Raw genomic sequence first — 17,767 nt, forward strand, 5'->3', positions numbered from 1 at the left:
TGTCACGCCGGCGGCGGGCAGGGCTGGGATGCCGCCCTTTCCCCGCCGTATTCCACGTGTTAACCGGATGGCCTGCGAGCGGCGGTATCCCCTGTAGAATGTCCAGCAAGTCCGATTCGCTGTTGAAGCCGCGCGAGATATGTTCAAAACCTTTACCCTGACAGGCCTTGCGGCACTGCTGGCCGCCACCGTGCTGACGGTTGCGACGCCTGCGCAGGCGCAGATCGGCACGATCTTCTCCGATCCGCCGCCGCTGCGGCCGCCCGGCAACATTCCACGTGGCCAGCAGCCGCAGCCGCAGATCCCCGATGAAGACGACGAGGAGGTCCCCGCGCTGCCGCCGCAGGGCCGCGTGCTGCCGTCGCGCCCGATGCCGCCGCCGCAGGGTCGGCAGGGCAACGTGATGCCCGGACCGGTCGAGAGCCAGCCTCTGGCGCCGCCGCCGGGCTCTGCCGCCGCCCCGCCAAACCAGCCGCCCGCCGTGGCGGTCGCGCCGCCCAATGCTCCAGGCGCGCAGCAGCCGGGTGCGCCCGGTCAGCGCCAGCCCCAGCAGAAGGGCGGTCCCGTGCCGCAGACGCCGGCGAGCCTCCAGCCGGGCGACGAGGTCGTGACCGAGCCGCCGGCCCAGAAGATCGTGAACAAGAAGGCGACCTTCTCGGGCCTGGATAAGATCACCGGGCGCATCATCAATTTCGACGAGGAGATCGGCGAGACCGTCCAGTTCGGTGCGCTCAGGGTCAAGACCGACGCCTGCTACACGCGGCCGGCGACGGAAGCCACCAACACCGACGCCTTCGTCGAGGTCGACGAGATCACCTTGCAGGGCGAGGTGAAGCGCATCTTCTCGGGCTGGATGTACGCGGCAAGCCCCGGCCTGCACGGTGTCGAGCATCCGATCTACGACATCTGGCTCACCGACTGCAAAGAGCCGCAGCAGACCATTGCGACCGCGGCACCCGATCCCGCGAGCAAGCCGGCCACGCCACCGCCGCCGCCCGCGCAGAAGAAGGCCGCGCCCAAACAGGCCGTGCAGCAGCGTCCGCCGCAGCCCTTGCCGCCGATCCAGCAGCAACAGGCGCCGCCACCCCCACCCCCACAGGAGCAACGGGGTCTGTTCGGTTTCCCCGGCTTCGGCCGCTAGTCCTGATCGGATTCTATTGCCGTGAGGCGATGATCTCGAGCGCGCGTGCGCCCGGGATCGCCTCGCCGGGCGAGAGCCTCAGGAAGTCGCCGGGATCGCCGGCGAGTGCCTTGTCGAGCAGCGCGGTGTAGCGCCGCCGCGAAATCTCGACCGCACCGAAGCTCTTCAGATGTTCGGTGACATATTGCGTGTCGAGCAGCTCGAAGCCGCCGTGAATCAGCCGCGCGACCAGATGCACCAGCGCGACCTTCGAGGCATCGCGGGCGGTGTGAAACATGCTCTCGCCGAAGAAGGCGCGGCCCAGGCTCACGCCGTAGAGCCCGCCGACGAGGTCGTCGCCCTGCCAGGCTTCGACGCTGTGGCAATGGCCGAGCTCGTAGAGGCCGCCATAGAGGTCACGGATGCGCTTGTTGATCCAGGTGTCCTCGCGCCCTTCCTGCGGCGCGGCGCAGCCGGCGATCGTTGCCTTGAACGCGGTGTTGACGGTGACGCGGAAGACGTCCGAACGGACGGTGCGCGCAAGCCGCGAGGCAACGCGAAATCCCTCGAGCGGGATGACGCCGCGCAGCTCCGGCTCGACCCAGAACAGGGTCGGATCGTCGGCGCTCTCGGCCATCGGAAAGATCCCGCAGGCATAGGCGCGCAGCAGCACGGCGGGCGTGATTTCAGACGAGGCGGAGTCGCGCGAAGTCATGACGCAACAATAGCAGGATCGCGGCGGCGTTGCGAATGGGTCGCGCGGGTCAGCTTGCGGCGGCGCTGCTGGTCTTGCCGGGCGCCGTGGGCACGCGGCGGAACCTCAGGATGATGCGGGTCCCGGTGTGGGCGGGGTCGCGCTCGACGGTGGCATCCAGCTTGATGGCCATGGCCGCGACGATGCGCTGGCCCATGCCGGTGGAGCGCGGATCGGCCTTGACCTTGTCGCCGACGCCGTCATCGGTGATCGACAGCAAGAGATCGTCGCCCTGCGAGGTCAGCTCGACATGGATCGGGCCGGCGCCGTCGGGATAGGCGTATTTCACCGCGTTCATCACCAGCTCGTTGACGATGATACCGACGGCGACGGCACGGTCCGGATCGATCTCGATGGCTTCCGCCTTCACCGTCAGGCGCGACATCCGGTTGCCTTCGGCGGAGCGCCTGAGATCCTCGAGCAGCGAGTCCAGATATTGATTGAGGACGACGCTCTTCAGGTCCTGCGAGGTGTAGAGGCGGCGGTGCACCTGCGCGACCGCGGCAACGCGGCCCATCGCATTGGTCAGCGCAGCCTTGACCTCGTCCTGCCCTGCGGAACTCGCCTGAAGATGCAGCAGCGAGGCGATGATCTGGAGCGAATTGCCGACGCGGTGATTGACCTCGCGCAGCAAGAGCTCCCGCTCGGCGGCAAGCGCCGCGTAGCGGTCGCGCGAGGCGTGGATCTCGGCTTCGGCCTCCTCGCGCGCCTTCTGCAATTCGGCCTGGCGCAGCGCGCCGTCGGCAGCGACGTGGAGCAGGGGGATGAAGTCGCCCTTGACGTCCTTGACGAGATAATCGGCCGCGCCCGCCTTCAGCGCGGTGACCGCGATGGTGGAATCCTGCGACGCGGTGACGAAGACCACCGGGGGCGCGTCCGGGATCGCCATGATCTGCTCGAGCGTCTCCAGCCCGTCGAGGCCCGGCATGTACTGGTCGAGCGCGACGACGTCGATGCAGCCGTCCACGTCGGCGCGACGGATGCGCTCCAGGCCTTCCTCGCCGCTTGCGGCATGAATGACCTTGTAGCCGCGCCGCGTCAGGCCGCGATCGACCAGGCGCGCGAGCGCTGCGTCGTCGTCGATGTAGAGCAGTGTTGGCGTGTCCTGGGTCATGAGGCGGCGGGCGGGACCTGGATGACGGAGAAGAACAGCCCGAGCTGCCGGATGGCGTTGGCGAAATTCTCGTAATTGACGGGCTTGGTGATGTAGACGTTGCAGCCGAGCTCGTAGCAGCGCTTGATTTCCTGGGAATCGTCAGTGGTGGTCAGCACCACCACGGGCGAGGCCTTCAGATATTTGTTCTCCTTGATCTGCTTCAGGATGTCGATCCCGGTCATGTCGGGCAGGTTGAGATCGAGCAGGATCAAGAGCGCATTGCCCTTCTGCACGAGGCCGCTTCCGTCGGCGCCGAACAGATGCTTCATCGCGGCCGTGCCGTTCTTGAAGGAGATGATCTCGTTGTTGACGCCGGACCTGCGGATGTTGCGCTCGATCAGCCGCGCATGTCCCTCGTCGTCCTCGATCATGATGATGCTGACGGGCAATGTCATTTGTCGGCGTTCCGGTTGCTGGCGTTCCAATTGATGGGCAGCGTGATCGTGAAGGTGCTGCCCGTGTTCAGTTCCGACGATACCGACATCGTGCCGCCGAGGCGGCGCACAAGTGCACGCACATGGGCCAGACCTATGCCCTGACCGGGCTTGTCCTGGGTTCCCGCACGGCGGAACAAGTCGAAGATCCGCTGATGATCCCGGGGGTCGATGCCGCGGCCGTTGTCGCTGATCTCGAAGATAGCGTAGCCGAGCTTGGTGCGCCCGCGAATTCTGATCGCACCGGGAACACCGTTCTTGAGATATTTAATCCCGTTGTCGATCAAATTGGAGAAGATCTGCTCCAGTGCAAGGCGGTCGCTGACAATATCCGGCAGCGGTTCGATGTGAATCTCAGCCTGCGCTTCGGCCGCCTGATGCGCCAGCGTCGACACGATGGTCTCGACAAATGCGCGCGTGTCGATCTTCTCCGGCTGGAACTCGCGCCGGCCCTCGCGGGTGAGGTTGAGGATCGCCGAGATCAGGCGGTCCATCTTGGCGATCGAGGATTTGATGAAGCCGAGCGCTTCGGCAAAATCCACCGACAGCTGCTGGTCGGGGCCTTCGAGCGCGATCTCGCCGGCCGCGAGCGGAGGGGCGCCAGCTGCTTCATGAGTGAGCCCGCCAATGCGGCGGAAGATGTCACCGCCGAGCTCTTCCAGTTCGCTGGTGAAACCCATGATGTTGACCAGTGGCGAGCGCAGATCGTGGCTGACGATATAGGCAAAGCGCTGGATCTCGTCGTTGGCTTCGCGCAGGTCGGCGGTGCGCTCGTCGACGGTGGCCTCGAGGTTCACATTGGCGTCGCGCAGGCGCGCCTCGGCCTCGTCGCGGGCCAGGGCGGAACGACGTACCAGCCAGACCGAGATCACCGCCAGCAGCACGACCAGGCCGGAGCCGATGCCGGTCAACGACGCGGCGAATGTCTGGCTGCGGTCTGAGTTGGCGGTGCGAATCCGGAACAACCGTTCCTCCTCGCGGATCATCGCGTTGGTCAGGTTGCTGATCGTGGTCGTGGTGTTGCCGGCCGCGGCCTCGCGGACGAGCGCCGTGGCATTGCCGGGTTGACCCTGCTTGACGAAATTCATCTCGCGCGAGAACTGGTCGAGCCGGAGCTCGATCGCCGCGCTCAGCTTCTCAATGCTCTCGCGCTGTGCTGGATTGTCGCCGATCTGGCGCGTGAGCTTGTCCAGCGCCGGAATGATCGATGCGACGGCCTTCTCATGGTCCGACTGGAAATCCGATCCCTGCGTCAGGAGAAAGCCGCGGGCGCTGCTTTCCGCACGTCGGACTTCGAGTAGCAGGGCATTGATCTGGTTCTCCGCCTCGATGGTGTGAACCACCCATTTGTTGTCTTCCCTCGCTTTGTTGACGAGGTAGACGGAACCGGCGCTGATTGCGGTCAGCACCAGAAGGCCCACTGAGAACAGCAGGATTTGCCAAAATGCGCGCCGTCGCTGCCCTTCGGCCGTCACGACGGTCTCGCCTCGTCACGTTGGGAAGTCAAAACGCCCCCTTGGAACCGACCCCACCATCCCGAACGCGATTGGGACCAATGGGTTCCATGGACAAGGCGATTATTTCGCGGCCGGTTCCGTCTTGCCGGCGAGGTACTGTTCCAGCCAGTGGATGTGGTAGTCGCCGTCGATGATGGAGGGCTCGCGCACGAGGTCGCGGAACAGCGGCAGCGTTGTCTCGATGCCCTCGACCACCATCTCGTCCAGCGCGCGGCGCAGCCGCATCAGGCATTCGGCGCGGGTCTTGCCGTGCACGATCAGCTTGCCGACCAGTGAGTCGTAATAGGGCGGGATGGTGTAGCCCTGATAGACTGCGGAATCGATGCGCACGCCAAGCCCGCCGGGCGGGTGGTATTGCGTGATGCGGCCGGGCGAGGGGCGGAAGGTCTGCGGGTTCTCGGCGTTGATGCGGCACTCGATGGCGTGGCCGATGATCTGCACATCGCTCTGCTTGGCTGGCAATTCGCCGCCGGCGGCGATGCGGATCTGCTCCAGCACGAGATCGATGTCGGTGATGCTCTCGGTGACGGGATGCTCGACCTGGATGCGGGTGTTCATCTCGATGAAGTAGAACTCGCCGTCCTCGAACAGGAATTCGATGGTGCCGACACCGAGATATTTCATCTCGCGCATCGCCTTGGCGCAGGTCTCGCCGATCTTGGCACGTGCAGCGGCCGAGAGGATGGGCGAGGGACCTTCTTCCCAGACCTTCTGGTGGCGGCGTTGCAGCGAGCAATCGCGCTCGCCGAGATGGATCGCGCCGCCGCGGCCGTCGCCGAGAATCTGGATCTCGATGTGGCGCGGCTTCTGGAGATATTTTTCAAGGTAGACGGACGCATCGCCGAAGGCCGATTTGGCTTCGTTGGCGGCCGTCGACAACGCCATCTGAAGGTCCGCCTCGCTCTGCGCCACTTTCATGCCGCGGCCGCCACCGCCGGCAGCGGCTTTCACCAACACGGGAAAGCCGATCTCCCTGGCGATCGCCATCGCGTCGTCATCAGGACCGACCCCGCCGTCGGAGCCGGGCACCACCGGAATGCCGAGCCGCTTGGCGGTCTTCTTGGCCTCGATCTTGTCGCCCATCAGGCGGATATGCTCGGCCTTGGGGCCGATGAAATGCAGATTGTGCTCGCCGAGGATTTCGGCGAAGCGCGCGTTCTCGGAAAGGAAGCCGTAGCCGGGATGCACGGCGTCCGCACCGGTGATCTCGCAGGCCGCGAGCAGCGCGGGCACGTTGAGATAGCTGTCCTTGGACGGCGGCGGCCCGATGCAGACGCTCTCGTCGGACAGACGCACATGCATGGCGTCGGCGTCGGCGGTGGAGTGCACGGCGACGGTCGCAATCCCGAGCTCCTTGCAGGCGCGCAGGATGCGAAGGGCGATCTCGCCGCGATTGGCTATGAGGATCTTGTCGAACATGGTGTCCTTTGGGGACTGGCGCGCGAAAAGCGGCGAGGGCGGGCTGGCCGCCTTCAGCCGTTACTCAATGATGACGAGCGGTTCGCCGAACTCGACCGGCTGGCCGTCCTCGACCAGGATCTGCGTCACCGTGCCTGATCGCGGCGAGGGGATCTGGTTCATGGTCTTCATGGCTTCGATGATCAGCAGCGTCTGGCCGACCGAGACCTTGCTGCCGACCTCGATGAACGGCTTGGCGCCGGGCTCCGGTGACCAATAGGCGGTGCCGACCATCGGCGAGGTCACGGCGCCCGGATGCTTCGACAAGTCCGGAGCGGCTGCCACTGGTGCGGCGGCGGCAATAGCGACCGGCAAATGGGCCGCATGCGCCATCGGCATGGTCGCGGCGACGCTGATGTTGCGGGCGACGCGCAGGCGCAGGCCGGCGCGTTCGATCTCGATCTCGGTGAGGCTGGTCTCATCAAGCAGAAGGGCGAGCTCGCGGACGAGCGCGGAATCCTCGCTGGAAAACTTTGCGGCTGCTTTGTCGTCTGGCTGGCGCGCCATGTTGTTTGATCCGAATGTTCTGTGTGAAGAGGGAGCGTCAGGCTTTGGGCTTGATGCCGAGCTTGACGGCAAGGCCCTGGATGGCGAGGCGGTAGCCCTCGATGCCGAAGCCGCAGAGCGAGGCAAAGGCCGCGCGCGCGGTGTAGGAATGGTGACGGAAACTCTCGCGGGCGTGGATGTTGGTCACGTGCACTTCGACGGTCGGGATCTGCACCGCGAGCAGCGCGTCGTGCAGGGCGATCGAGGTATGCGAATAGCCGCCGGCATTGATGATGATGCCCTTCATCCTGCGCGCATGCGCCTCGTGGATGAAGTCGATCAGCTCGCCCTCGCGGTTGGACTGGCGGCAATCGGCCTTGAGGCCAAAGCTCGCCGCGGTCTCCCGGCACAGCGCCTCGACGTCGGCCAGCGTGGCATGGCCGTACTTTTCGGGCTCGCGCGTCCCCAGCATGTTGAGGTTCGGCCCGTTGAGAACGAGGATCGTGTCGGTTGCTGGTTCGGCCATTCCTATCCCGGCAGGTGTTTCGGCGTGGCGGGGGTTATAGGTAACAAAGCGTCCTAGGGGAAGCCTTGAAGGGCCTCCCGGGGGCCTTCAAGTACCTCATCCGGGGTGCAAAAACCTGTGCGGAAGCTACGGAAATTGCTTGTTAACCAGTCCGAACCATGGCTGCCGGCCGAACGCAAAGGGGCGGGCATTGCTGCCCGCCCCCAGACGTTAACCGCGATCCGCCTTACACGTCGAGTACGGCGACGATCTCGTAGGTATTGGGGTCAACGATCACGATCTGCTGGTGCACCAGGACGTACCTGTAGCTCCGCCATTCCGGATAAATGGTGGCGACACGGGACGGCAGCGCGTGAAGCTCGATGCCTTCGCGCGGAACGCGTGTGCCGACCGAGATCGAGAAGTTCACGTTGTTCACGGGAGCCACGCGCTCCTCGCGGATCACCGACGTGATCTGGGTCCGCTGCTCGGTCGACAGCTTGGCGCCGGCGCCGGCCTGGCCGACCGTCGTGTTGGTCCGGCTTTCACCCTGCGCCTTCTGGTTGGTGCTGGTGCCGGTCTGGCCCTGAGCGTTCTGGTTGGTACGCGTCTCAGTGCCCTTCTGGTTCTCGGCATTGTTGGTGCTGCTGGCGCCGCTCTTGGTGCCCTCAGCCTTCATGTCCTTGTCCTTGGCGCCGGACTTGCTGGTGTCCTGGCTCATGCTCTTGGACTTGTCCTGCTGAGACTTGTCCATCTGGCCCTGCGCGCGTTCGTCGGTGCGCTGGCCCTTGGTGGCGCCGGCCTTGTCTTCAGCCGCGTTCTTGTTCATCTCGCGGCCCGAGTGCTCATCCTTGCTCGCACCGGACGACTTGTCCTCGGCAGACGTGCCGGACTTCATGCTGCTGGAGCCGCCGGCCTGGCCCACGGTGCCCTTCTCGGCGCCCGAGGATTCCCGGCCCATCGACCCGCCGCGGTCCGCGGCGCCGCCGGAGGGCTGCGAGTGCTGCATCTGCGCACCACCGGCGCCGCCACCGCTGTCGCGGCCCGTGGTGCCCTGTGCGTTCGCAAGACCGCTGCTTGCGACGAGCGCAAGTGCAGCAACCGAAATCATAAAGCGGTTAGACATGGAATTCTCCTCACGTGATCATTTGCGTCATTGCCCGCGCCGACAACGAAAGGAGATTTGAGTTGTTCCGGAACATTGGGGGTTTCGGGGTATTTGTTTCTTAAACGCGAGATGAACGGGCGTGCCGGATTCGCGCCTAGGTTTGACGCAGCAAAAAGGCCGGCTTTTAAGCCGGCCTTTTCGCATCAGCGAGTTGTGAGACTTGCGATCAGCAAGTCGCCTCTTTTAGCAAGTCGCCTCTTTAGCAAGTCGCCTTGCCGCAGCGGGCAACGCCGATCTTTTCCTTGAGGCCATCGAGGCCGACGGCGCCGATCACGATCTGCTTGCCGATCACGTAGCTCGGCGTGCCGTTCATGCCCATCGCCTCCGCGAGCTTGAAGTTCTCCTCGATGGTGGCGCGCACCTCGGGGCTGGCGATGTCCTTCTCGATCTTGGCGGTGTCGAGGCCGGCCTCCTTGGCCGCTTGCATCGCGCGCGCCTTGTCGGCGGCGCCACGGCCACCGAGCAGCTTCTGGTGGAAGTCGAGGTACTTCTTGCCGGAGGGATCCTGCATGCGCACGGCAACCGCGACCTGCGCTGCTTCCACCGAGCCCTGGCTCAGCACCGGAAACTCCTTCAGCACGACCTTCAGCTTCGGATCAGCCTTCATGAGGCCGAGCATGTCGTCCATGGCGCGCTTGCAGTAACCGCAATTGTAATCGAAGAACTCGACGAAGGTGACGTCGCCGTCCTTGTTGCCGAGCACGACCTGGCGCGGCGAGTTGAAGATCGCGTCGGAATTCTGCGCGATGCTGGCCTCGTGCTTCTGCGTTTCGGCCGTGGCCTGGCGCTTGCTGAGCTCGGCCATGGCCTCCTCGAGCACCTCGGGATGGCTGATGAGGTAGTTCTTGACGATCGCCTCGATGTCGGTGCGCTGGGCATCGGAGAAGCTGTCGGCCGACGCGGGCGCGGCTGCGCCGAACATGGCGAGCGCAAACAGCGCGGGAGCAAGCAGGCGCAGCGAAGGCATAGGCAAATCCTCTTATCCAAAGCAGGTTTCAAAAAACGTCCCGGCGGACTTAAGCCCGGTGTCGTGACGTCGTGGTGTCAGGCGTCGTCTCGGTTGAGTTCGTCTTGGCGGCGTTAACCTTGGCGGCGTTAGTCTTGGTGGCGTTAGTCTTGGTCGCGTCAGTCGCGCGGCGCTTTTGACGCTACGATGTCGTCGGCCTTGACCCATCCGGGTGTGCCGACGGCGAAACGGGTTTTCGCGCGCGTGGCAAGCTCGCGGGCGGTCTTGTTGTCGCCGCGCAGATAAGCGGCCTGCGCCGACGCCAGATCAGCCTCGGCATAGTCGCCCTTCCGGCCATAGGCCATCGCGAGCTGCATGTAGCCGAGCGCGGCCTCGGGTTCCCGTGCCACCGCGGCCCGGAGAATCCGGACGGCATCGTCCGTGTAGGTCTTATTATCGGACCCAACCAGAGCCTGCCCAAGTAACATCTCGATGAGGGGCGCATTGTTCGAAAGTGCGACAGCCTTGCGCAGGGCCGGGATTGCCTCCGCCGGCTTGCCGCCCTCGAGCAGGGCCTGGCCGCGGACCTCGTAAAAATACGCATTGTGGGGCTGGACCTGAATCAGCGCGTCGATCTGGGCGAGCGCGCTGCGCAAATCGCCGTGCAGATAGGTGCTGATGGCGCGGGCATAGCGCGCCGGCAGACTGTCGTTGGTTTGCGGATAGCGGCGATACACCGTCTCGGGGCGCTCCATGAACGCGGAAATCTTGGCGCGCACCATGTCGTGACGGAGCTGGAGCGCAGGATCGTCCTTCTTGTCCCAATAGGGGCTGGCGCTGGCGAACTCCTGGAGCGAGGCGACGCGCTCGGCGGGCATCGGGTGCGACTGCAGATAAGGATCGGCGCCGCGGGCCGCGAACAGGCTCTCGCTGGTGAAGCGCTTGAAGGTCTCGTACATGCCCTTCGGCGATTGCTGGGTCGCGGTCAGGAATTTCACGCCGGCGCGGTCGGCGTTTTCCTCCTGCTGGCGCTGATAGGACAGCAGCGTCCGGCGGATCATCTCCTGCGGACCGGCAATGGCCGCAGCGCCGGCATTGGCGAGCCCGTTGTTGCCTGCGCTGCTGCTGCCGCGGGTGCTGCCGACGGCAATCGCGCCGGCACCGAGCAACATGGCGATGATCATCTGGGTCTGGGCGTTGGCGAGTTGTTCGCGCAGCTTGGACAGATGGCCGCCGGCCAGATGCCCGGTCTCGTGCGCGAGCACGCCGATGATCTGGTTCGGCGTCTCCGACTGGAGGATCGCGCCGTAATTGACGAAGATGCGGCGGCCGTCCGCGACGAACGCGTTGAACGAGCCCTCGTTGACGATCACCATCTGGATGTTCTGCTTTTCCAGACCGGCGGCGCGCAGGATCGGGCGGGTGTATTCGCGCAACAGCTGCTCGGTCTCGGTGTCGCGCAGGACCGGCGGGCCCTTGCCCTGGGCATGCACGGCCGGCAACGGCAACAGCGCAATCGCCGCGGCCGTGACGACGGCGGTGAGGGCGGAGGCCTTCTTGCGCAATGCGATCTGGAGCAACATCAAACGGTCTTGGTCAAACGGGCGTGGTTAGACGGGCTTGGAAGCAGTTTCGTGATTGGTTTTGGCGATTGGCGGCGGACCGGATACGCGATATGCCCTTGTAAGCCGTACCCCTTATGAGCCGTACAATGCGGCCAGTCTGGGGCGCAAGCGCCCCGTTTCCCGGACCGGACGGCCCGGTTCGCCAGCGAAATAGCAGAAATCGATGCACGATGCGACATTGAGGAACCGGTTGGGGCGGTGGCTCGAGCCCTCCCGCCGCAGCGATGTTCCCCCGTTCATGGTGATGGACGTCATGGCCGCGGCGGCCCGAATCGAGGCGGCCGGCGGCCATGTCATCCATATGGAGGTCGGCCAGCCCGCGGCAGGCGCCCCGAAAACCGCGATTGCGGCCGCCCATGCGGCGCTTGAGGCGGGGCGGATCGATTATACCTCCGCGCTCGGCATCCCCTCCCTGCGCGCCCGCATCGCGCGCCACTATCGCGATGCCTATGGCTGCGACGTCAGCCCTGAGCGGATCGTGGTGACGACCGGATCATCCGGCGGCTTCATCCTGGCCTTCCTGTCGATGTTCGAGCCCGGCGACCGCGTCGCCGTGACGGTGCCGGGTTATCCGCCTTACCGTCATATCCTCACCGCGCTCGGCTGCGAGCCGGTGCTGATCGAGACCACCAACGAGACGCGACATGCGCTGACCGGCGAGGCGCTGCTGGCCGCCCATCGCAAGGCGCCGCTGAAGGGCGTGCTGGTCGGCAGTCCCGCCAATCCGACGGGAACGATGATGTCCCGCGAGGCGCTCGCCGGCCTCATCACGGCCGCGGAAGACGCCGGCATCCGCTTCATCTCGGATGAAATCTATCACGGTCTCGACTACGCGTTCCCGGCGGTGACGGCGGCCTCGCTCTCCGACCACGCACTCGTGATCAACTCGTTCTCGAAGTATTTTTGCATGACCGGCTGGCGCGTCGGCTGGATGGTGGTGCCCGAGATCCTGGTGCGGCCGATCGAGCGGCTCCAGCAGAACCTCTCGATCTCGGTGCCGTCGCTGTCACAGATCGCGGCTGAGGCCGCCTTCGACGGCGCGGCCGAGATGGAGGAGATCAAGCACGGCTACCAGGAAAACCGGCGCATCCTGATCGAGGGATTGCCGAAAGCCGGCCTCAGCAGGTTTCTGCCGGCCGACGGCGCTTTCTATCTCTATGCCGACGTCTCGGATTTCACCTCCGACAGTTTCGAGTTTGCCAAGCAGATGCTGGAGCAGGCGCAGGTTGCGGCCACGCCCGGCCTCGATTTCGATCCCATCCATGGCCGCTCGTTCATACGATTGTCCTACGCACGCTCGGCTGATGAGATGCGGGAGGCGGTTGACCGGATCGCTCACTGGCTTAAATAGCCGCCAGTTTTCGACAGCCTTCTGGAGTGCAACTTGTCCAACCGTTCCGTCCCGTCTACCGCCTCGCATTCTCCTCTCGCCGCCTTGATGTGGCCGACTCGCCCCGGCGAAGCCGTAGGCGCCTTGCGCGCCGTCGTGCTGATCGCGCTCGGCACAGCGCTGATGACGCTGTCGGCCAAGGTGAACCTGCCGCTGCCTTACGTGCCCATGACCTTGCAGACGCTGGTCGTGCTGATGATCGGCGCCGCCTATGGCTGGCGCCTTGGCAGCGCAACCATGATCGCCTACCTCGCCGAGGGCGCGATCGGCTTGCCGGTCTTCGCCGGCCCCGTGGGTGGCATTGCACCGCTGGTCGGCCCGACCGCGGGCTATCTGTACGGCTTCGTGCTGGCTGCCTTCATTACCGGCTGGCTTGCGGAGCGCGGCTGGGACCGCAACGTCGCGCTGCTGTTTGCGGCCATGGCGGTTGCCCATCTCGTCATTTTCATCGCCGGCTTCGGCTGGCTGGCCTACGGCATCGGCCTTGGCGCGACCAAGGCTTGGGCCGTCGGCGTGGCGCCGTTCGTTGCGGCATCTCTGGTCAAGAACGCGCTGGGCGCGACGTTGATGCCGGCGGCTCGCCGGATCGTCGATCGTCGCGGGTAAAGCGCGCTAAAACGAGCAGTTCCAATTGACAGGGCCGGCCAAGTTGATCTTGGCTGGCTCTGAGTTTGAGGGGGAGTGAAACAATGACGACGACAACGATGGCGGGGGCGCCGGTCGCGCCCGCCGCAGCCAAGCCGTGGTACAGGGTTCTCTACATTCAGGTGCTGATCGCCATCGTGCTCGGCGCCATCGTCGGCTGGCTCTGGCCACAAATTGCCACCAACGACTGGATCAAGGCGCTCGGCGACGGCTTCATCAAGCTGATCAAGATGGTGATCGCGCCGATCATCTTCTGCACCGTGGTCTCCGGCATTGCCCATATCCAGGACGCCAAGAAGGTCGGCCGTATCGGCGTCAAGGCGCTGGTCTATTTCGAGATCGTCTCGACCTTCGCGCTGGTGATCGGACTGCTCGTCGGCAACATCCTCAAACCGGGCGCGGGCTTCGGCAACGCGGGCGCTAACGCGAGCGCTGTCGCGAATTATGCCAAGCAGGCCGAGGGCCAGAAGTCGGTCGACTTCATCCTGCACATCATTCCCGACACGGTCGTCGGCGCCTTCGCGCAAGGCGAGATCCTGCAGGTGCTGCTGTTCTCGGTGCTGTTCGGCTTCGCCATCATGGGGCTCGGCGAGCGCGGCCACGTGATCCGCAGCTTCATCGACGACGCCGCGCACGCGGTGTTCGGCGTCATCTCGATCGTGATGCGCGCGGCGCCGATCGGCGCGTTCGGTGCGATGGCTTTCACCATCGGCAAGTTCGGGACCGGCGCAATCCTCAATTTGATGGGCCTGATTGCGACGTTCTATCTGACCGCCGCGTTGTTCGTCTTCGTGGTGCTCGGCACCATCGCGCGCTTCGCCGGATTCTCGATCTTCAAGTTCCTGGCCTACATCAAGGACGAACTGCTGATCGTGCTCGGCACCTCGTCGTCGGAAAGCGCGCTGCCGTCCCTGATGGAGAAGCTCGAACGTCTCGGCTGCTCCAAATCGGTGGTCGGCCTCGTGGTGCCCACGGGCTATTCGTTCAATCTCGACGGCACCAACATCTACATGACGCTGGCGACCCTGTTCATCGCGCAGGCGCTCGGTTTCGACCTCACCTTCGGCCAGCAGCTCACCATCCTGGTCGTGGCGATGCTGACCTCGAAGGGCGCCTCCGGCATCACCGGAGCGGGCTTCATCACCTTGGCGGCGACGCTGGCCGTGGTCGATCCGCGCCTCGTGCCGGGCATGGCGATCGTGCTCGGCATCGACAAGTTCATGAGCGAGTGCCGCGCGCTGACCAATCTGTGCGGCAACGGCGTCGCCTGCGTGATCGTCGCCTGGTGGGAGGGCGAGCTCGATCGCGACAAGCTCAATGCCGCCCTTGCCAGGCAGATCGATCCGACGGACATGGAAACGGCCGTCACGACGGACTGATCTGCAAGCTGTATCCGGCGGGGCTGAGCCCCGTCAGACCTTGAAGTAATAGGGCTGGTCGAGATTCTCGATCAGCCCTTTTTCTTTGGGCTCCCAGCCGAGCAGGGCGCGCGTCTTCGCACTCGAGGTCGGGACGTCGACGCCTGCGAACTGTGCGAACCAGCCGAAATGCGCGGGCGCTTCGTCTTGCGATTTCGAGACGACGGGTACGCCGAGCCGTTTTCCGATCACCTCCGCGATGATCTTGAACGGCACGCCTTCCTCGGCGATCGCGTGATAGTGCTTCGCCGTGGCGCCTTGCTCCAGCGCGAGACGATAGACGCGCGCGGCGTCGACACGGTGCGCGGCCGGCCAGCGGTTCATGCCGTCACCGATATAGGCCGCCACGCCTTTCTCGCGCGCGAGATTGATCAGGATCGGGACGAAGCCGTGGTCGCCTTCGCCGTGCGTGGATGGCGGAAGCCGGACTACGGCGGCGCGGACGCCGCGTTCGATCAACGACAGGGCGGTCGATTCCGACACGCGCGGAAAGCGATGCGCCGCCTCGTCGTCCTCGGTCGCGAGCCGGCCGGGCGCCAGCAGCGCGACGCCGGAGGTGACGATGAGGGGGCGGTCGGAGCCTGCGAGCTCCTCGCCGAGCGCCAGGATCGCGCGGCGGTCGAGCTCGCAATTGTCGAGAAATTTCGAGAAGTCGTGGTTGAAGCCGAGGTGCAGAACGCCGTCGGATGCGGCCGCACCGCTGCGCAAGGACGCATGGTCCTCCAGCGAACCGCGATGGACTTCGGCGCCCATCGCGGTGAGGGCGGCCCCGCCGGCATCGTTACGGGCAAGACCAGTGACATGGTGGCCGGCGGCGATCAGGTCCCGAACCACGGCGGAACCGACGAAGCCGGTGGCGCCGGTGACGAAAACACGCATGAGGTATCTCCAGGAAGCGGTCGAGGGATTGGCGGAGACGAGCATCTGCGCTAGGATTATCCGGGTAAAGTAGTGACATTATCAAGGTATAATAACTAACAGGATGAGCGAGACCGTCACCAGCGAGAACCTGCTCGGGGCCTATCTGAAGGACCGTCGAACCCGGCTCGATGCGGCCGCGTTCGGCCTCGGCGGCAGCCGCAGGCGCACGCCCGGCCTACGCCGGGAGGAGGTGGCCCAGCGCGCCAATATCAGTCCGACCTGGTACACGTGGCTGGAGCAGGGCCGCGGTGGGGCGCCGTCGCCCGATGTGCTCGACCGCATCGCCCGCGCGCTGATGCTGACCGATGTCGAGCGCGAGCATCTGTTCCTGATCGGCCTCGGCCGTCCGCCCGAAGTGCGTTACCAGGCAAGCGAAGGCGTCTCGCCGCGGCTCCAGCGCGTGCTCGACGCGCTCGCATTCAGCCCGGCGCTGGTGCGAACCGCGACCTGGGACGTCGTTGCCTGGAACCGCGCTGCGAGCGTGGTGCTGACGGACTACAGCGCGATCCCGCCCGGACAGCGCAACATCCTCCGCTTCATCTTCTGCAATCCGCGCGTGCGCGCCGCGCAATACGATTGGGATAGCGTGGCGCGCTTCGTGGTCGCCGCGTTCCGGGCGGATGCCGCGCGCGCCGGCGCGGTGTCGCATGTCGCCGATTTCGTCGACGAGCTCTGCCGCACCAGCCCGGAATTCGCGGCACTCTGGCGCGACAATGACGTGCGCCATCATGGCGACGGCACCAAGCGGCTGAAGCATCCCGTGCACGGCACCATGTCGTTCGAATATTCGAGCTTCAACGTCGAGGGCCGGCCCGATCTCAGCATGATCGTCTACAACCCGGCGACGCCTGATGATGCCGACCGCATCAGGACGCTGCTCGGCGAGCGCGCCGACTGACGGAATTTGCGACCTGGCGCGTTTAACCCGCATCTCGGATCTCGAAGGGGTGGGGGGTATCGTGGGCAATGCGGCTGTGAATCCGATTGTGGTGCGGGCGGCGGAGCACTTTGCGGCGGGGCGTCCGGAGCAGGCGGATGCGCTCTGCGCCGAAGTTTTGAAGGCCGATCCGGATCACGTCCCGGCACTGCATCTGGCGGCCGTCGCCGCCTTCGTCACCGACCGCGCGGCTGACGGCGCCGCGCTGCTCGGCCGCGTCTTCAACATCGATCCCGAGCACGCGCCGGCGCTCGTCACGCTCGGCGATGCGCTTGCGGTGAAGGGCGAGCAGGAGGGTGCCGTGGCGGCCTTCACGCGCGCGCTGGTCCGGCGGCCGGACGACGCCGGCCTGCACAACAAGCTCGGTGTGGCGCTCGGCGAGCTTACTCGCTTCGACGAGGCGGAAGCTGCCTACCGGCGGGCGCTCGCGCTCGATACGCATCTGACGCGCGCCTGCTTCAATCTCGCCGTCGTGCTCGCGGAGCAGGGGCGGCTCGCCGAGGCCGAAACGGCCTATCGCGCGGTGATCGCGCGGGTGCCGACTTATCGCGGCGTCTGGCTCAATCTCGGCAATATCCTGACCGATCAGTCCCGGCATGCCGAGGCCGTGGCGGTCTATCGGTGCGGCCTCGACGCCGATCCTGACGATCCGGGGCTGCTGTCCAACCTTGGCGCTGCACTCTATCGACAGGGGCTGCTCGAGGACGCGATCGTTCAGTACCGCCGCGTCATCGCGCTGGTGTCGGATGATCTCGCGGCGCTGCGGGTTCTCGGCCTGGTCTTGCAAGAGGTCGGTGAGCTGCGCGAGGCTGCCGAAGTCTACAGGCGGACATTGGCGCTGGATCCGGCCGACCATATGATCTTGACCAATCTCGGTGGCTGCCTTTGCGAACTCGGTGCGCTCGATGAGGCAATCGCTGCCTGGGAGCGCGCGCTGTCGTTGAAGCCCGATCACGCGCCGGCCCACACCAATCTCGGCGTCGTGTTCGAGAAGCTGGAGCGCATCGACGACGCGGTGGCCTCACACCGGCGGGCCATTGCCGCTGATGTCTCTTACGCCAAAGCGTACGCCAATCTCGCGGTTGCGTTGCGTAACGCCGGCGAGATCGACGAGGCGCTCGCGATCTCGCACCAAGCCATCGCACTTGATCCGGAGCGGCCGATCGCACATTACAATCACGCTCATTTCCTGCTGATGAATGGCGACTTCGCCGGCGGGTTCGAAGCGTATCGGTGGCGTCGACATTGCAAGATGTTGTCGGATGGCGATCCGGTCTTTACCGAGCC

16 protein-coding genes and 1 pseudogene are annotated in these 17,767 nt (G+C 65.3%); 6 read left to right on the forward strand and 11 right to left on the reverse strand.

The window, feature by feature from the left end:
* The first annotated feature begins 98 nt into the window (after positions 1–98).
* Positions 99–1,141, forward strand: a pseudogene (locus IVB29_RS38510) (DUF2155 domain-containing protein).
* 13 nt (positions 1,142–1,154) lie between these two features.
* Here IVB29_RS38510 and aat read toward each other — a convergent pair.
* The 10 genes from aat to IVB29_RS34830 all read right to left on the reverse strand — a co-directional run bounded on the left by aat (position 1,155) and on the right by IVB29_RS34830 (position 11,127).
* The gene (gene aat, locus IVB29_RS34785) at positions 1,155–1,835 is read right to left on the reverse strand and encodes a leucyl/phenylalanyl-tRNA--protein transferase (RefSeq protein WP_247507937.1); all 681 of its coding nucleotides are present in this window, start codon (positions 1,833–1,835) and stop codon (positions 1,155–1,157) included.
* Positions 1,836–1,884: 49 nt separating this feature from the next.
* Positions 1,885–2,988 carry a histidine kinase dimerization/phosphoacceptor domain -containing protein gene (locus IVB29_RS34790; RefSeq protein WP_247507938.1) on the reverse strand — a complete coding sequence of 368 codons (1,104 nt, stop codon included), beginning with the start codon at positions 2,986–2,988 and terminating at the stop codon, positions 1,885–1,887.
* Positions 2,985–3,425 carry a response regulator gene (locus IVB29_RS34795; RefSeq protein WP_247507939.1) on the reverse strand — a complete coding sequence of 147 codons (441 nt, stop codon included), beginning with the start codon at positions 3,423–3,425 and terminating at the stop codon, positions 2,985–2,987. Before IVB29_RS34795 ends, IVB29_RS34790 begins: the two co-directional genes overlap by 4 nt.
* Positions 3,422–4,939: a CHASE3 domain-containing protein gene (locus tag IVB29_RS34800; RefSeq protein WP_247507940.1), complete on the reverse strand. Its 1,518-nt coding sequence runs from the start codon at positions 4,937–4,939 to the stop codon at positions 3,422–3,424. Before IVB29_RS34800 ends, IVB29_RS34795 begins: the two co-directional genes overlap by 4 nt.
* Positions 4,940–5,041: 102 nt before the next feature.
* Positions 5,042–6,400, reverse strand: a complete 1,359-nt coding sequence (gene accC / locus IVB29_RS34805) for an acetyl-CoA carboxylase biotin carboxylase subunit (protein ID WP_247507941.1) — start codon at positions 6,398–6,400, stop codon at positions 5,042–5,044.
* 60 nt (positions 6,401–6,460) lie between these two features.
* On the reverse strand, positions 6,461–6,946 hold the full coding sequence (gene accB / locus IVB29_RS34810; protein WP_247507942.1) for an acetyl-CoA carboxylase biotin carboxyl carrier protein: 486 nt from the start codon (positions 6,944–6,946) through the stop codon (positions 6,461–6,463).
* A gap of 37 nt (positions 6,947–6,983) precedes the next feature.
* On the reverse strand, positions 6,984–7,451 hold the full coding sequence (aroQ, locus tag IVB29_RS34815) for a type II 3-dehydroquinate dehydratase (RefSeq protein WP_247507943.1): 468 nt from the start codon (positions 7,449–7,451) through the stop codon (positions 6,984–6,986).
* Between the two features lie 226 nt (positions 7,452–7,677).
* Positions 7,678–8,556 carry a DUF1236 domain-containing protein gene (locus IVB29_RS34820; protein WP_247507944.1) on the reverse strand — a complete coding sequence of 293 codons (879 nt, stop codon included), beginning with the start codon at positions 8,554–8,556 and terminating at the stop codon, positions 7,678–7,680.
* 241 nt (positions 8,557–8,797) lie between these two features.
* Positions 8,798–9,565, reverse strand: coding sequence for a DsbA family protein (locus IVB29_RS34825; protein ID WP_247507945.1), 768 nt, complete (start codon positions 9,563–9,565; stop codon positions 8,798–8,800).
* Positions 9,566–9,723: 158 nt separating this feature from the next.
* Complete coding sequence (locus IVB29_RS34830) at positions 9,724–11,127, reverse strand: M48 family metalloprotease (RefSeq protein WP_247507946.1); 1,404 nt, start codon at positions 11,125–11,127, stop codon at positions 9,724–9,726.
* Between the two features lie 205 nt (positions 11,128–11,332).
* Here IVB29_RS34830 and IVB29_RS34835 point away from each other — a divergent pair, with 205 nt between their 5' ends.
* The 3 genes from IVB29_RS34835 to IVB29_RS34845 all read left to right on the forward strand — a co-directional run bounded on the left by IVB29_RS34835 (position 11,333) and on the right by IVB29_RS34845 (position 14,583).
* Entirely contained in the window at positions 11,333–12,520 is a 1,188-nt protein-coding gene (locus tag IVB29_RS34835; RefSeq protein ID WP_247507947.1) for an aminotransferase class I/II-fold pyridoxal phosphate-dependent enzyme, read from the forward strand.
* A gap of 87 nt (positions 12,521–12,607) precedes the next feature.
* Complete coding sequence (locus IVB29_RS34840) at positions 12,608–13,165, forward strand: biotin transporter BioY (protein WP_247508150.1); 558 nt, start codon at positions 12,608–12,610, stop codon at positions 13,163–13,165.
* An 83-nt stretch (positions 13,166–13,248) separates the two neighbouring features.
* Positions 13,249–14,583, forward strand: coding sequence for a dicarboxylate/amino acid:cation symporter (locus IVB29_RS34845; RefSeq protein WP_247507948.1), 1,335 nt, complete (start codon positions 13,249–13,251; stop codon positions 14,581–14,583).
* A 33-nt stretch (positions 14,584–14,616) separates the two neighbouring features.
* On the opposite strand, the gene IVB29_RS34850 is transcribed toward IVB29_RS34845, so the two are convergent.
* Positions 14,617–15,501 carry an SDR family oxidoreductase gene (locus IVB29_RS34850; RefSeq protein WP_247507949.1) on the reverse strand — a complete coding sequence of 295 codons (885 nt, stop codon included), beginning with the start codon at positions 15,499–15,501 and terminating at the stop codon, positions 14,617–14,619.
* Positions 15,502–15,604: 103 nt separating this feature from the next.
* Between IVB29_RS34850 and IVB29_RS34855 the strand changes: the two genes are divergently transcribed.
* Positions 15,605–16,441 (forward strand): helix-turn-helix transcriptional regulator, encoded by an 837-nt coding sequence (locus tag IVB29_RS34855; RefSeq protein WP_247507950.1) that lies wholly within the window; start codon positions 15,605–15,607, stop codon positions 16,439–16,441.
* 61 nt (positions 16,442–16,502) lie between these two features.
* Positions 16,503–17,767 (forward strand): tetratricopeptide repeat protein (locus tag IVB29_RS34860; protein ID WP_247507951.1); only part of this gene is annotated, 1,265 nt, incomplete at its 3' end.

It is taken from the genome of Bradyrhizobium sp. 1, assembly GCF_023073315.1.
In the GTDB taxonomy this organism is placed as follows: domain Bacteria; phylum Pseudomonadota; class Alphaproteobacteria; order Rhizobiales; family Xanthobacteraceae; genus Bradyrhizobium.

Coding starts and splice junctions, on each gene's coding strand:
- aat (WP_247507937.1), bottom strand. CDS start 1,835: ATGACTTCGCGCGACTCCGCCTCGTCTGAAATCACGCCCGCCGTGCTG.
- IVB29_RS34790 (WP_247507938.1), bottom strand. CDS start 2,988: ATGACCCAGGACACGCCAACACTGCTCTACATCGACGACGACGCAGCG.
- IVB29_RS34795 (WP_247507939.1), bottom strand. CDS start 3,425: ATGACATTGCCCGTCAGCATCATCATGATCGAGGACGACGAGGGACAT.
- accC (WP_247507941.1), bottom strand. CDS start 6,400: ATGTTCGACAAGATCCTCATAGCCAATCGCGGCGAGATCGCCCTTCGC.
- accB (WP_247507942.1), bottom strand. CDS start 6,946: ATGGCGCGCCAGCCAGACGACAAAGCAGCCGCAAAGTTTTCCAGCGAG.
- aroQ (WP_247507943.1), bottom strand. CDS start 7,451: ATGGCCGAACCAGCAACCGACACGATCCTCGTTCTCAACGGGCCGAAC.
- IVB29_RS34820 (WP_247507944.1), bottom strand. CDS start 8,556: ATGTCTAACCGCTTTATGATTTCGGTTGCTGCACTTGCGCTCGTCGCA.
- IVB29_RS34825 (WP_247507945.1), bottom strand. CDS start 9,565: ATGCCTTCGCTGCGCCTGCTTGCTCCCGCGCTGTTTGCGCTCGCCATG.
- IVB29_RS34830 (WP_247507946.1), bottom strand. CDS start 11,127: ATGTTGCTCCAGATCGCATTGCGCAAGAAGGCCTCCGCCCTCACCGCC.
- IVB29_RS34835 (WP_247507947.1), top strand. CDS start 11,333: ATGCACGATGCGACATTGAGGAACCGGTTGGGGCGGTGGCTCGAGCCC.
- IVB29_RS34840 (WP_247508150.1), top strand. CDS start 12,608: ATGTGGCCGACTCGCCCCGGCGAAGCCGTAGGCGCCTTGCGCGCCGTC.
- IVB29_RS34845 (WP_247507948.1), top strand. CDS start 13,249: ATGACGACGACAACGATGGCGGGGGCGCCGGTCGCGCCCGCCGCAGCC.
- IVB29_RS34850 (WP_247507949.1), bottom strand. CDS start 15,501: ATGCGTGTTTTCGTCACCGGCGCCACCGGCTTCGTCGGTTCCGCCGTG.
- IVB29_RS34855 (WP_247507950.1), top strand. CDS start 15,605: ATGAGCGAGACCGTCACCAGCGAGAACCTGCTCGGGGCCTATCTGAAG.